This is a genomic window from Caballeronia sp. S22, assembly GCF_964261745.1.
Classification (GTDB): Bacteria; Pseudomonadota; Gammaproteobacteria; order Burkholderiales; family Burkholderiaceae; genus Caballeronia; species Caballeronia jiangsuensis.
The window spans coordinates 2,062,830-2,076,080 of sequence record NZ_OZ180035.1; the positions used below are offsets into that span (position 1 = coordinate 2,062,830).

The 13,251-nt window shown below is 62.5% G+C and carries 13 protein-coding genes and 1 tRNA gene; 10 read left to right on the plus strand and 4 right to left on the minus strand.

Annotated features, from left to right (window positions below):
- Positions 1-44 precede the first annotated feature (44 nt).
- Together ACEN42_RS09740 and ACEN42_RS09745 are read left to right on the plus strand one after the other, a co-directional pair.
- Positions 45-185 carry a hypothetical protein gene (locus ACEN42_RS09740; RefSeq protein ID WP_187605004.1) on the plus strand — a complete coding sequence of 47 codons (141 nt, stop codon included), beginning with the start codon at positions 45-47 and terminating at the stop codon, positions 183-185.
- Between the two features lie 119 nt (positions 186-304).
- Complete coding sequence (locus ACEN42_RS09745) at positions 305-487, plus strand: hypothetical protein (protein ID WP_371879812.1); 183 nt, start codon at positions 305-307, stop codon at positions 485-487.
- An 812-nt stretch (positions 488-1,299) separates the two neighbouring features.
- Here ACEN42_RS09745 and ACEN42_RS09750 read toward each other — a convergent pair.
- The 4 genes from ACEN42_RS09750 to acs form a co-directional block, all read right to left on the minus strand.
- Positions 1,300-1,389, minus strand: a tRNA-Ser gene (locus ACEN42_RS09750).
- Between the two features lie 43 nt (positions 1,390-1,432).
- Entirely contained in the window at positions 1,433-3,457 is a 2,025-nt protein-coding gene (locus tag ACEN42_RS09755; RefSeq protein ID WP_187605007.1) for a sodium:solute symporter family protein, read from the minus strand.
- Positions 3,454-3,780 carry a DUF4212 domain-containing protein gene (locus ACEN42_RS09760; protein ID WP_187605008.1) on the minus strand — a complete coding sequence of 109 codons (327 nt, stop codon included), beginning with the start codon at positions 3,778-3,780 and terminating at the stop codon, positions 3,454-3,456. The genes ACEN42_RS09755 and ACEN42_RS09760 overlap by 4 nt, the downstream gene beginning before the upstream one ends.
- 77 nt (positions 3,781-3,857) lie before the next feature.
- The gene (gene acs, locus ACEN42_RS09765; protein ID WP_371879813.1) at positions 3,858-5,840 is read right to left on the minus strand and encodes an acetate--CoA ligase; all 1,983 of its coding nucleotides are present in this window, start codon (positions 5,838-5,840) and stop codon (positions 3,858-3,860) included.
- Between the two features lie 333 nt (positions 5,841-6,173).
- Here acs and ACEN42_RS09770 point away from each other — a divergent pair, with 333 nt between their 5' ends.
- From ACEN42_RS09770 to ACEN42_RS09805, 8 genes are all read left to right on the plus strand, one after another.
- Positions 6,174-7,073: a DMT family transporter gene (locus ACEN42_RS09770; RefSeq protein ID WP_371879814.1), complete on the plus strand. Its 900-nt coding sequence runs from the start codon at positions 6,174-6,176 to the stop codon at positions 7,071-7,073.
- Positions 7,074-7,265: 192 nt separating this feature from the next.
- On the plus strand, positions 7,266-7,853 hold the full coding sequence (locus ACEN42_RS09775; protein WP_187605011.1) for a TIGR00645 family protein: 588 nt from the start codon (positions 7,266-7,268) through the stop codon (positions 7,851-7,853).
- Between the two features lie 50 nt (positions 7,854-7,903).
- On the plus strand, positions 7,904-9,427 hold the full coding sequence (locus tag ACEN42_RS09780; RefSeq protein WP_250483433.1) for a fumarate hydratase: 1,524 nt from the start codon (positions 7,904-7,906) through the stop codon (positions 9,425-9,427).
- A 205-nt stretch (positions 9,428-9,632) separates the two neighbouring features.
- Entirely contained in the window at positions 9,633-10,109 is a 477-nt protein-coding gene (gene bfr / locus ACEN42_RS09785; protein WP_035506542.1) for a bacterioferritin, read from the plus strand.
- Between the two features lie 4 nt (positions 10,110-10,113).
- Positions 10,114-10,995, plus strand: a complete 882-nt coding sequence (gene murI / locus ACEN42_RS09790) for a glutamate racemase (protein WP_371879815.1) — start codon at positions 10,114-10,116, stop codon at positions 10,993-10,995.
- A 176-nt stretch (positions 10,996-11,171) separates the two neighbouring features.
- Positions 11,172-11,408, plus strand: a complete 237-nt coding sequence (locus tag ACEN42_RS09795; protein WP_035506537.1) for a bacterioferritin-associated ferredoxin — start codon at positions 11,172-11,174, stop codon at positions 11,406-11,408.
- A 327-nt stretch (positions 11,409-11,735) separates the two neighbouring features.
- Complete coding sequence (locus ACEN42_RS09800) at positions 11,736-12,467, plus strand: energy transducer TonB (protein ID WP_371879816.1); 732 nt, start codon at positions 11,736-11,738, stop codon at positions 12,465-12,467.
- 34 nt (positions 12,468-12,501) lie between these two features.
- Positions 12,502-13,248 carry a MotA/TolQ/ExbB proton channel family protein gene (locus tag ACEN42_RS09805; protein WP_035506532.1) on the plus strand — a complete coding sequence of 249 codons (747 nt, stop codon included), beginning with the start codon at positions 12,502-12,504 and terminating at the stop codon, positions 13,246-13,248.
- Positions 13,249-13,251: the final 3 nt, after the last annotated feature.

Genomic DNA, 13,251 nt, shown 5'->3' on the forward strand with positions numbered 1-13,251 from the left:
ACAGCGACGCCTTCCGTCATCGATATCCGCACAGAGGATTCGCCATGTACTTCGGGACACTCGTCACGCGGGCGCGCGACGATCAGGAAAACGCAACCTGGCAGCGCGACATGGACGCGTCGCGCACGGTCACGCAGGGTCGCTGGAGCGCTTTCTGGCGCGCGTTCGTGCGGCTCTTTGCGTGAGCGAGCGCATCCGAAGGTAAAGGATCGTCGCGTGCCGAGGTAATCGGATTTGTCCGAGCGTTTTTTAATGCTTGAGCGGCTTAAATGCGGACCTTCTGTTTTTACAAGAGCCTAAAAAAATGAAGGAACTGCAGATTTCCGTCGATGCGAACGGCTACGCGACGCTCTCGCAATCGGTGCAGATCAGCGAGCATTGCGCGAGTCGCGCTCGCCTTGGTTTCGAACAGATCTGCGCATATCCCGATTCGATGCGCCGCGACATCCAGAATCTGACCGCCCAGATGATTCTCTTTTCGCACTGAGCTTTTCCATCTCGCTCCACGCCGCGAATGTCATCGTTTCGCGGTGCCTTATCGTTCCAGAACTACATCACAACCATGCGAACACCCAGCGTTATTCTGACGACGGTCACCGTTGCGCTCTTTTCGAGCGCCTCGCCCGCCTGCGCGAGATACACAGAGCAGTGGATGTCGAGCGCGGAGATTGCTCACACTCAGCCAAAGTCTGCTGCACCGCAGAAAAGCAGGAAGGCGGCGCATAAGGCACCGGTTCAGACCGCGGTCACCACGGCGGACGACGATCCTATCGCCGCGTTCGCCCGAAAGCCGGTACGCCATTGAGCGATCTTGAAATTGAAAGGTTTATTGCTCGCATAACGCGACTTATCCGATTCCTTTCTGGCGCGTATCGACTATCCTTCTGAATGTCGTAAGAGGTGGGTTGCATGGGCCGCTACGCCCTGCCATGTGCGAGAGTTCATCGAGCATTATTAGAGGCGCAGCCATACCGGCGCCCACTACTCTTACGACATCCATTCCTGTCTGCCTCCATTTCTCCCGTTCTTTCACGCGCGCGCTTGCCGTGCTGCTGATTGTGCGCGATCAGCTTTATATAGTTATCCGAAATTTTGACTGCGTGACTCGTCGATGAACCAGGTTCGCGACTGCGGTGACGGCTTAGGAAAATGATGAAAGTGCGCGGGGTTCTGAAGTCGAAATCAGACGATCATCGAAACGGCAGCGCTCGACGTTTCGCGCCACGCTGATCGACAATGCGCAAAATCGAATATCAATCGCGCATAAAAAAGCCCTTGAAGATCAAGGGCTTGAGATTCTGGCGGAGAGAGGGGGATTCGAACCCCCGATAGGTTTTACCCTATACACGCTTTCCAGGCGTGCGACTTAAACCACTCATCCATCTCTCCGGAAGACCGCGATTATACCAACTTCCCGCGCGTGCGCCAGCCCCTACGGATGACGAATGTAATCGACGAGCGCCCGCGTGTACGCATCCGGTTTGCGATCGACAAGACTCACCGCGATCGCCACCGCGAAGCCCGCCGGCACACCGAACACGCCCGAGCTGATCGGCTCGATGCCGAACCAGCGCGGCCCCGCGAAGCCCGTCAGTTGCACGAAGAACGGATACGTCGACACGATGTAATACACGCACACGACGAGCCCCGCGATCATCCCCGCGACGACGCCGCGCTGTGTCGTCCGCTTCCAGAACACGCCGAGCACGAGCGCCGGAAAGAGACTCGACGCCGCAAGCGAAAACGCCGCGCCGACGAGAAACAGAATGTTGCCCGCATTGAGCGACGCCACATACGACGCGAGCAACGCGACGCCGAGCAGCAGAATCTTGGAGATCGTCACGCGCCGCTGACTGGACGCGCGACGATCGACCATGCAGTAGTACACATCGTGCGACAGCGCGTTGGCGATCGTGAGCAGCAAGCCGTCGGCCGTCGAGAGCGCAGCAGCCAGCGCGCCCGCCGCGATCAGGCCGGAGATCACATACGGCAATCCGGCAATCTCGGGAGCCGCGAGCACCACCATGTCCGGCTGCATCTGGATGCCGGCCCAGCGCACGATGCCGTCGCCGTTCACGTCGCTGATGCGGATCAGATACGGCTCCACCCGCCGCCACTGCGTGACCCACTGCGGCAGATCCGCGAAGCGATGACCGACGAGTCCCGTCAATATCTCGTGCTTGATGAGCACCGCGAGCACCGGCACCGTCAAATAGAAAAGCGCGACGAAGAACAGCGTCCACCCGACCGAACGCCGCGCGGACGACACCGACGTCGTCGTGTTATAGCGCGTGAGAATGTGCGGCAAGCTCGCCGTGCCGATCGACAAACACAGGAGCAGCGACAGAAAGTTCACCTGATGCAGCCGCGGACTCTCGTCGCCGGAAGAACCGGGCGCGAACGCCTCGGTCATCGGCACGGGCGCGGCGACGCGTTCGATCAATGCATCGCGTTCGCGCGACCATTTGGCTTGCGCGTCAGTGGGATCGCGCGGAAAGGCCGCGAGCTCACGCTCACGCTCGTTGATCTCGCGCAGCGGACCGTTGTGCCGCCGCAATTCGGCGATCTCGGCGACGAGGCGCGCATGCTCGTCGTGGAACGAACGCGGCAGCGCATCGATGCGCTGCTGAATCTGCGCGGCCTGACGCTGAAAATCGGCGCGCACGCGCGCTTCATCGGGCGAGACGGCGACCGCACGTTCGAGCGCTTCGACCCGCTCCATCACGCGTCCATAGTTGAATTGCGGAAACCAGCCGAGCCCTTCGCGATGGGCGATCATCGACACGGGAATCAGCATCGCGCTGATGAGGATGATGTATTGCGCGACCTGCGTCCATGTCACCGCGCGCATGCCGCCGAGAAACGAGCACACGAGAATGCCCGCAAGGCCACAAAAAATGCCGATCGAAAACTCGATGCCGATGAAGCGCGACGCGATCAGCCCGATGCCCTGGATCTGCGCGACGAGATACACGAACGAACAGAGAATCGCCGCGACGGCCGCGAGCGCGCGCACCAGATTGCTGGAAAAGCGCGTGCCGAGAAAATCGGGAATCGTGTAGCGCGCGAGCTTGCGCACGTAGGGCGCGAGCAGGAAAGCGACGAGGCAGTAGCCGCCCGTCCAGCCCATCACGTACGCGAGGCCATCGTAGCCGCTCGCGTAGATCGATCCCGCGAGACCGATGAACGACGCGGCCGAGAGCCAGTCGGCGGCGGTCGCCATGCCATTGAACGCGGACGGCACGCGCCGCCCCGCCACGTAGTATTCGACGAGATCGGATGTGCGCGACAAAAGTCCGATCACCGCATACACCGCGATCGGCACGAACAGGAACACGTAGCCGATCCACATGCCCGGCCCTGTCGTGCGCTCGATGCGCTCCATCAGAAAGATGAAAAGCAGAAAGCCGAGCGTATAGAGCGTGTAGTAAAGGATCAGCCGGTTCGTGAGCTTCATGCTTCGTCGCCCTGTTCCGACCGGGCGGCACGCAAAAGGCGCGCATCGGCGACTTGCATCAGCACGATATAGACGAGGATCAGCGCGACGTAGACGAGAATCGCGCCCTGCGCGCCGAAGTAGAACGGCAGCGGAAAGCCCGCGACGCGTACGTGCTCAAAGCGTTGCGCGAAAAGCGGCAGACCGAACGAGACGATGAAGCCGATCGTCATCAGCACGGCGATCAGCGCGAGGTTGAAGCGCCAGTAGCGCCGATGCGCACGCGCCATCGCCGCCGATACGGGCGGCGGTGAGGCGGGCGTCGGGCTGGAGAAATCGGACATGCGGCTTTTTAACAAAACCGCATGGCGTCGGCAATAAGGATCGACCGCGCCCGCTTCGGGCAGCGGCCGGCGCAGGATCAGCGCGCTTCGCCGAGCTGATCGAGGATGGCGGGATTCTCGAGCGTCGAGACGTCCTGCGTGATTTCCTCGCCCTTCGCGAGCGAGCGCAAGAGACGCCGCATGATCTTGCCCGAACGCGTCTTCGGCAGATTCTCGCCGAAGCGGATGTCCTTCGGCTTCGCGATCGGGCCGATTTCCTTGCCGACCCAGTTGCGCAGCTCGGTCGCGATCTGTTTCGCTTCGTCGCCTTCCGGACGCGTGCGCTTCAGCACGACGAACGCGACCACGGCTTCACCCGTCGTATCGTCCGGCCGGCCGACGACCGCCGCTTCCGCGACCAGCGGATTGGCGACCAGCGCCGACTCGATTTCCATCGTGCCGAGACGGTGACCCGAGACGTTCAGCACGTCGTCGATACGGCCCATGATCGTGAAGTAGCCGGTTTCCTTGTCGCGCACCGCGCCGTCGCCGGCGAGATACAGCTTGCCGCCGAGTTCCTCGGGGAAGTAGCTCGTCTGATAGCGCTTCGGATCGCCCCACACGTTGCGCAGCATCGACGGCCACGGACGTTTGACGACCAGAATGCCGCCCTGCCCGTTCGGCACGTCCTGACCGGTTTCATCGACGATCGCGGCCATGATGCCCGGCAGCGGCAGCGTGCACGAACCCGGCACGAGCGGTGTCGCGCCCGGCAGCGGCGTGATCATGTGGCCGCCGGTCTCCGTCTGCCACCAGGTATCGACGATCGGGCATTGACCCTTGCCGACGTTCTCGTGATACCACATCCACGCTTCCGGATTGATCGGCTCGCCGACGGTGCCGAGAATGCGCAGCGTCGACAGGTCGTAGCTCTTCGGATGCACCTTCTCGTCCGCTTCCGATACCTTGATGAGCGAGCGGATGGCCGTGGGCGCCGTGTAGAAAATCGTGACCTTGTGGCGGTCGATCATTTCCCAGAAGCGGCCCGCGTGCGGATACGTCGGCACGCCTTCGAACATGACCTGCGTCGCGCCGATCGCGAGCGGCCCGTACGCGATATAGCTATGGCCCGTGATCCAGCCGATGTCCGCCGTGCACCAGAAGATGTCGCCGGGCTTCATGTCGAAGGTCCACTTCATCGTCTGCGCAGCCCACAGCAGGATGCCCGCCGTGCTGTGCTGCACGCCCTTCGGCTTGCCCGTCGAGCCCGACGTATAGAGGATGAAGAGCGGATGCTCCGCGCTCACCCACTCCGGCTCGCACGTCGCCGATTCGTTTTCGACGATCTCGTGCAGCCACACGTCGCGGCCTTCGGTCCATGCGACCTTGCCGCCCGTGCGCCGATACACGATGACGTCCTTCACTTTCTCGCAGCCGCCGGCCGCGAGCGCTTCGTCGGCGATACTCTTCAGCGGTAGCGCCTTGCCGCCGCGCATCTGCTCGTCGGCAGTGATGAGCGCGACCGCGCCGACATCGACGAGACGTTCATTGAGCGACTTCGACGAGAAGCCGCCGAACACGACCGAATGCGTCGCGCCGATGCGCACGCACGCCTGCATCGCGACCACGCCTTCGACCGACATCGGCAGATAGATCACGACGCGGTCGCCCTTCTTCACGCCGCGCTTCCTGAGCGCATTGGCGAGGCGCGAGACGCGTTCGAGCAGATCCTGATAGGTGACGTTGGTGACGGTGCCGTCGTCGGCTTCGAAGATGATCGCGTTCTCGTTGCCGCGGCCTGCTTCGACGTGACGGTCGAGACAGTTGTACGACGCGTTGAGTTCGCCGTCCTCGAACCACGTATAGAACGGCGCTTTCGATTCATCCAGCACCTTGGTGAACGGCTTGTGCCAGGTGAGCGTCTCGCGTGCGACGCGTGCCCAGAAGCCTTCGTAATCGCGCTCTGCTTCCGCTGCCAGCGCCTTGTAGGCGTCCATGCCGGAGATTGCCGCACCCGACGTTGCCTTGGCTGACGGCGGGAACACACGTTTTTCCTGAAGAACCGATTCGATCGCAGACATCGACAACCTCTCCTGATGGTGTTTCCAAAATCCGGCGGCGCGCGCATCGCTGAATGGGCTGCGTGCGCCGCATGTTTATGAGGTTCGAACGCGGGAAGCGCGCGGCGTTCCCGTTTCCAACCTTGTCTCCGTTGAACCGTGCCGGGCGGCACGAAAAGCATGTCAGGGCACATTCGGCCGCCCATGACATCCTGCATTGAATTCAAGATAAGCCGTTCAACTTACCCGCTTCTTACGTGGCCGGCCCAACGGGCACGGGGTATACACGGAGTCCACGCGGCTTCTACAATGCGTCCCCACAATCGTAACTGAACTACCCGCGCGGTATCCAGCTTGAATCGCTACGCCCTATTACTCATCGGCTCCATGCCGCTCGTCGGAAGCAACGTCGGCATCGGCAAGTCGATCGTCGCTTCCGTTCCCGTTCCGCTCTTCGCGCTGCTGCGCTTTGTGATCGCGCTCGCGGTGCTCTGGCCGCTGCTGCGCTGGACGAAGATGAAGCGCGTCGCGCGCGGCGAGTGGCTCAATCTTTTCCTGCAGGCATTGTTCGGCACATTTGGTTTTACGCTGCTGATGCTGGGCGGCGTCGCGCGCACGAGCGCGGTCGCGGCGGGCGTCATCACGAGCACGATTCCGGCCGTGGTCGCGCTCTTCGCGTGGATCTTCCTGAAGGAGAAGCCGGGCGGACGCGCGTTCGCGTCCATCGGACTGGCGATCGCGGGCGTGCTCGTCATCAACGTCGCTCAGGCCGGCGACACGGGCGCGAGCTCGTTGCCCGGCAACCTGATGGTGCTCGGCGCGGTGTGCTGCGAATCGCTCTATGTGATCCTGTCGCGCCGTCTCACGCAGACGCTGCCCGCCATCGACATCTGCGCGTACACACATGCCATCGGTCTGCTGCTGATGCTGCCCGTCGGTGCCGCTTCGCTCGCGCAGTTCGACTGGACCAGCGTCGCCTGGGACACGTGGGCGCTCGTCCTATGGTATGGGCTCTCCGCCAGCATCTTCTCGTTCTGGCTATGGATGAAAGGCATCCGCCACGTCGACGGCAGTCTCGCCGGCGTGTTCTGCGCCGTGCTGCCGGTGGCGGCGGCGCTCTACGGCATCGCTTTCCTCGACGAACGGCCGACGCTCGCGCACGGCGTCGCGCTCGCGTGTGTCGTGACGGGCATCGCGCTCGCGAGTTTCAAATCGCGCGCCACCGGAACCGTGCCGAGGGAAACGGGTGTTTAGAAACAGCTAGGCCGTTCCTCAGCGGATTCTGAAAGCTTTCGGCAGGCCCGCGCGGCGACGCGCTACAATAGCGGGCTTCCTGACACCGCAATTGCGCTCAAACGCGCGTTTGCCGGCGCATCGTACGTTTTTCTTCGTCATATTCGCCCGTCATCATTTCCGGTCCGATCCACCTCGACTGAAAAGCCGCCCATGTCCGCTCCCAAGCATTCTTCCGCCTCGCCCTCTCAGCCCGGCTCGATGAAAGTGCTGCCGAAAGTCATCTTCATGAGCCGCTGGCTGCAGGTCCCGCTCTATCTGGGCCTGATCGTCGCGCAAGCCGTCTACGTCGTGTTGTTCCTGAAGGAAGTGTGGCACCTCGTCACGCACGCGATGACGCTCGACGAAACCAACATCATGCTCGTCGTCCTCGGCCTGATCGACGTGGTCATGATCTCGAATCTGCTCATCATGGTGATCGTCGGCGGGTATGAGACCTTCGTGTCGCGCCTCGGCGTGGAAGGCCATCCCGACGAGCCCGAATGGCTCGATCACGTCAACGCGGGCGTGCTGAAAGTGAAGCTGTCGATGGCGCTTATCAGCATCTCGTCGATCCACCTGCTGAAAACCTTCATCAACCCCGACCAGCACACGTTCTACGGGGTGATGTGGCAGGTGATCATCCATGTCGCGTTCCTCGTTTCCGCGCTCATCATGGCGTATGTCGACCGGCTGACCACGCATACGCATCCGACGCACTTTCACAGCGAAACCGTCGCGCCCCGCAGCGCCCTCGACTGAAGCGTCCGACAGAACGCGCACAAATAATTTCGTCCCCCAGAGCCCAAGCCATGACAGTCATCAAGCAGGAAGACCTGATTCAGAGCATCGCCGATTCGCTGCAGTACATCAGCTACTACCATCCGCTCGACTATATTCAGGCGCTCGGCCGCGCCTACGAGCTGGAAGAGAGCCCCGCCGCGAAGGACGCGATCGCGCAGATCCTGACCAACAGCCGCATGTGCGCCGAAGGCAAGCGGCCGATCTGCCAGGACACGGGCATCGTCACGGTGTTCGTGAAAGTCGGCATGGATGTGCGCTGGGACGGTGCGACGATGTCGGTCACCGACATGATCAACGAAGGCGTGCGCCGCGGTTACCTGAACCCGGACAACGTGCTGCGCGCATCGATCGTGAGTCCGCCCGAAGGCGGCCGCAAGAACACGAAGGACAACACGCCGGCCGTGATCCACTACGAGATCGTGCCGGGCGACAAGGTCGACGTCCAGGTCGCGGCCAAGGGCGGCGGCTCGGAGAACAAGTCGAAGTTCGCGATGCTGAATCCGTCGGATTCGATCGTCGACTGGATCCTGAAGACCGTGCCGACGATGGGCGCCGGCTGGTGCCCGCCGGGGATGCTCGGCATCGGCATCGGCGGCACCGCTGAAAAGGCGATGGTCATGGCGAAGGAATCGCTGATGGACCCGATCGATATTCAGGACATCATCGCGCGCGGGCCGCAGGACTGGATCGAAGAGCTGCGCGTGGAACTGCACGAGAAAGTGAACGCGCTCGGTATCGGCGCGCAAGGTCTCGGCGGCCTCGCGACCGTGCTCGACGTGAAGATCATGGCAGCGCCGACGCACGCGGCATCGAAGCCGGTCGCGATCATCCCGAACTGCGCGGCCACGCGCCACGCGCACTTTACGCTCGACGGCTCGGGCGCAGCGAAGCTCGAAGCGCCGCCGCTCGACGCATGGCCGAAGGTCACCTGGGCGCCGAACACGGAAACCAGCAAGCGCATCGACCTGAACACGCTGACGCCGGAAGAAGTCGCGTCGTGGAAGCCGGGGCAGACGCTGCTCCTGTCGGGCAAGATGCTGACGGGCCGCGACGCCGCGCACAAGCGCATCGCCGACATGCTCGCCAAGGGCGAAAAGCTGCCGGTCGATTTCACGAACCGCGTGATCTACTACGTGGGCCCGGTCGATCCGGTGCGCGACGAAGCCGTCGGACCGGCAGGCCCGACCACGGCCACGCGCATGGACAAGTTCACCGAGATGATGCTCGCGCAAACCGGCCTCATCTCGATGATCGGCAAGGCCGAGCGCGGCCCGGTCGCGATCGAGGCCATCAAGAATCACAAGGCCGCGTATCTGATGGCGGTCGGCGGCGCTGCGTATCTCGTGTCGAAGGCGATTCGCGCGGCGAAGGTGCTCGCGTTCGAAGATCTCGGCATGGAAGCGATCTACGAATTCGACGTGCAGGACATGCCGGTGACGGTCGCCGTCGATTCGAGCGGCACGTCGGTCCACAAGACCGGTCCCGCCGAATGGCAGGCGAAGATCGGCAAGATTCCGGTCGCGACGGCTTGATCGCTGCTTAATGGCGGTTTATTACCGCTAGAGACTGTCAGGAGCCGGGCAATCCGCCCGGCTCTTTTCTTTCGAACGCCGCTAGTCGAGAAAGGTTTTCATTCTCAGTTTCGTCTGAAACAAAAAATTTCTACTCAACCTTGGCATTGTCACGCTCAAGGTTTATCTTTTCAGAAGCCCCACGTTAAGAACAGGACACGAAATCATGCAAGGCGACGCGAAAGTCATCGAATATCTGAATTCGCAGTTGAAGAACGAACTGACTGCGATCAATCAATACTTCCTGCACGCCCGGATGTATCAGCACTGGGGCCTCGAGAAGCTCAACAAGCACGAATACGACGAATCGATCGGCGAAATGAAGCACGCCGACTGGCTCATCCAGCGCGTATTCATGCTTGACGGCCTGCCGAATCTGCAGGACCTGCACAAGCTGCTGATCGGCGAAGAAACCAAGGAAATCCTCGAATGCGATCTGAAGCTCGAGCAGATTTCCCAGTCGACCTGCAAGGAAGCCATCGCGTATTGCGAGTCGGTACGTGACTTCGTGTCGCGCGAAATCTTCGAAAAGATCCTGCATGACACCGAAGAGCATATCGACTGGCTGGAAACGCAGCTCGATCTGATCGACAAGGTCGGCATCCAGAATTACCAGCAAACCATGATGGGCGATCACGAGTAATCGCATGCCCGGCGCAGTGCCTTCCCTGAAGCCGAAGGAGCGTGCCGCGTCAGACGCGAGCGCGCCGGTCGGCATTTTCGATTCCGGTCTCGGCGGGTTGTCGGTGCTGCGCGCCGTGCGCGCGACGCTGCCGCACGAACGCCTGATCTACGTCGCCGATTCGCGGTACGCGCCGTACGGTGAACGTGACGACGACTTCATCGTCGACCGCGCGATGGCGATCGGGGACTGGCTCGTCGGACAAGGCGCGAAGGCGCTCGTCGTCGCGTGCAACACGGCCACCGCCCAGTCGATCGCGCTCGTGCGCGAGCGCCTGCCGATTCCGCTCGTCGGCGTCGAGCCGGGGGTGAAACCTGCGGCGGCGGTGTCGAAGTCGCGCGTGGTCGGCGTGCTCGCTACGGCCGTCACATTGCGCTCCGCGCGCTTTCAGTCGCTGCTCGACCGTTATGCGGGCGATTGCCGATTCATCTGTCAGGCAGGACACGGGCTGGTTCAGGCGGTCGAGCGTTGCGATACGTCGTCGCCGGCGCTGATGGCGCTGCTGGAAAGCTACATCGCGCCCATGCTCGACGCGGGCGCGGACACGCTCGTGCTTGGCTGCACGCACTACCCCTTTCTCGATCGCGCAATCCGCGATATCGCCGGGGAGCGGCTGCAGATCGTCGATACGAGTGTCGCCATCGCGCGCCAGCTCGATCGTCTGCTGGACGCTCACGCGCTGAAGAACCTCGCCGCGCCGCCCGACACCCTGCCGCGCTTCTATTCCACCGCCGACGGCGATTCCCAGCGTCAGCTCGCCGCGGCCCTGCTGCAACTCGACGCCAGAGTCGAGCACGTCGACATCCCTTCGCGCCGCACGCGCCTCGCGGAACCCGACATCGTCTGAGGGTTTTTCACGCGCGCCGCCGGTCTTGCTGCGCGCTTTCCCCCGCCAGGCAAGGCTCTCTAGCAATAACCCCGCTAACTTGCGCGCTCTGTTACAAAAAACACCGAGCCTCGCTTGCAAACGCGCCAATACCGAATGATAATAATTCGCATTAACGCTAACTATTGCGAACGATCATGATTGTCTGTGTCTGCAAGTCAGTGTCCGACCGGAAGATTCGAACCGCCATCGCCGAAGGAGTGGATACCTTCGACGAGTTGCAATTCGAGCTCGGTGTCGCGCTGTGCTGCGGCAAGTGTGAGGAAAGCGTTCGCGATGTGATGGCACAAAGCGGCGTCTGCGCCTCGCGCTGTGGCGTCGAGCATCGCGAGCATGTCGCGCCGCTCACGTTCTACGAGCGTCAAGCTGCCTGAAGAAACTCGCGCAGCCGCTGCGCCGCGCACAACCGGCGGCGCCCGTTGTTCTCCAGCGGCGCCTCGGGACGTTTTCTCGTTTCCAGCAAGCCAGGTTACCTTCGAACTTCCGGTCACTTTTAGCCAGCCGCGCAACCCCTTTACCCCTGGAGGGAAAGATGGAACTGCTGATCGGCTTCGTGGCCACCGTGTTTATCTCCCTGCTTATTTTCCGAAAATGACGTCGTCTGGTTTCTTCCGCACCGTGCCTGCGCAGTCGCTGGACCTCGAGTTGGAAAGCAGCGTTTTCAGCAAGCATTCACGCAGTATTGCAAGCAGCCAATAACAATGCAGTCCCCGACCACTACTCCCGCCGCATTTCAGACAGCGCCAGCATCGAACGCCAATCCGCGCGTCATCGCGGCATGCGCCGCTGTCGTCGTCATTCACGCCGCGCTTCTGGGCGTCGCGCTGACGATGCGCCACGAGCCGCTGCCGCGCCCGATCGAAGCCAAATCGATCACCGCGCAACTGATCAGCGAAACGCCGCAACCCGCGCCGCAGCCGGTCGCCGTCGAGACGCCGCCGCCGCCCAAACCGGTCCCGCAGCCCGTTCCGAAGCCGCAGCCCAAGCCGAAGGTCAAACCGAAGATCGAGCCGAAGCCCACGCCGATGCCGGTCACGGAAGCGCCGTCGCAAATCGCCGCGCCCGCGCCCGAGCCGACGCCGCCCGCGTCTGCCCAACCCGCGCCGCCGCCTGCCGCGCCCGCCATCGGCAAGCCGAGCATGGATCTCGCCGCGCCGAAGAATGTCGCGCGCCTCAGCTGTAACATCGCGCAGCCAGACTATCCGGCGACAGCCAAGCGCCGCGGCGAAACCGGCACGGCCGTCGTTCGTCTGACGGTGGGGCTGTCGGGCAAGATCGAAAACATCACGCTGCAAAAGAGCAGCGGTTCGTCGCGGCTCGATGACGCGGCGCTCGAAGCGGTACGCGGCAGCGCGTGCAGCCCGTACAAGGAAAATGGCGAAGCGATTCGCGCGACCGCCACGGTGCCATTCGTTTTCAGTCTGAACGACTGATCGATTTTTTTAGATACAAGGAAGGAAAGAGAAAATGGAAAACTACGGGATTGCGCACGTCTGGGCGCAAGGCGACTTCGTGACGCGGGGCATCGCGCTCGCACTCGTCATCATGTCGGTGCTTTCGTGGACGGTGATCGTCGTGAAGGCGTGGAATGTCGTGCGCCTGAAGCGCCTGACCAAGAACGCCGAACAGGCGTTCTGGCACTCCGACGACTTCAGCGACGGCATCAAGAAGCTCGGCAGCCAGTCGTCGAGCCCGGCGGACAACCCGTTCCTCGCGCTCGCGCTCGCCGGACAAGAAGCCGCCGACCATCATCACCAGACGCAGCCGCATCTGCACGACCGCATGGACGTGTCGGACTGGATCACGCGCTGCCTCAAGGACGTGATGGACGAAGGCGTCGGCCGCATGCAGTCGGGTCTCGCGATTCTCGCGTCGATCGGTTCCACGTCGCCGTTCGTCGGCCTGTTCGGCACGGTCTGGGGCATCTATCACGCGCTGCTGACCATCGGCGCGACGGGCCAGACCTCGATCGATCAGGTTGCCGGTCCGGTCGGCGAATCGCTCATCATGACCGCGTTCGGCCTCTTCGTCGCGATTCCGGCGGTGCTCGGCTACAACGCCCTCACCCGCGCGAACAAGGGCATCGTCACGAAACTGAACCGCTTCGCGCACGGCCTGCACGCATTCTTCGTCACGGGCTCGAAGCTCTCGTCGACCAAGCGCGCGACGAACGGCTCGACCGACAGCCTGCGTCTCGCGACGCGCGCGTCGTAAGTC

Bases quoted from the DNA above. Each gene is read 5' to 3' on its own strand.
- ACEN42_RS09745 (WP_371879812.1), top strand. From the start codon at position 305: ATGAAGGAACTGCAGATTTCCGTCGATGCGAACGGCTACGCGACGCTC.
- bfr (WP_035506542.1), top strand. From the start codon at position 9,633: ATGCAAGGCGACGCGAAAGTCATCGAATATCTGAATTCGCAGTTGAAG.
- ACEN42_RS09740 (WP_187605004.1), top strand. From the start codon at position 45: ATGTACTTCGGGACACTCGTCACGCGGGCGCGCGACGATCAGGAAAAC.
- ACEN42_RS09775 (WP_187605011.1), top strand. From the start codon at position 7,266: ATGTCCGCTCCCAAGCATTCTTCCGCCTCGCCCTCTCAGCCCGGCTCG.
- ACEN42_RS09760 (WP_187605008.1), bottom strand. From the start codon at position 3,780: ATGTCCGATTTCTCCAGCCCGACGCCCGCCTCACCGCCGCCCGTATCG.
- ACEN42_RS09795 (WP_035506537.1), top strand. From the start codon at position 11,172: ATGATTGTCTGTGTCTGCAAGTCAGTGTCCGACCGGAAGATTCGAACC.
- acs (WP_371879813.1), bottom strand. From the start codon at position 5,840: ATGTCTGCGATCGAATCGGTTCTTCAGGAAAAACGTGTGTTCCCGCCG.
- ACEN42_RS09800 (WP_371879816.1), top strand. From the start codon at position 11,736: ATGCAGTCCCCGACCACTACTCCCGCCGCATTTCAGACAGCGCCAGCA.
- murI (WP_371879815.1), top strand. From the start codon at position 10,114: ATGCCCGGCGCAGTGCCTTCCCTGAAGCCGAAGGAGCGTGCCGCGTCA.
- ACEN42_RS09780 (WP_250483433.1), top strand. From the start codon at position 7,904: ATGACAGTCATCAAGCAGGAAGACCTGATTCAGAGCATCGCCGATTCG.
- ACEN42_RS09805 (WP_035506532.1), top strand. From the start codon at position 12,502: ATGGAAAACTACGGGATTGCGCACGTCTGGGCGCAAGGCGACTTCGTG.
- ACEN42_RS09755 (WP_187605007.1), bottom strand. From the start codon at position 3,457: ATGAAGCTCACGAACCGGCTGATCCTTTACTACACGCTCTATACGCTC.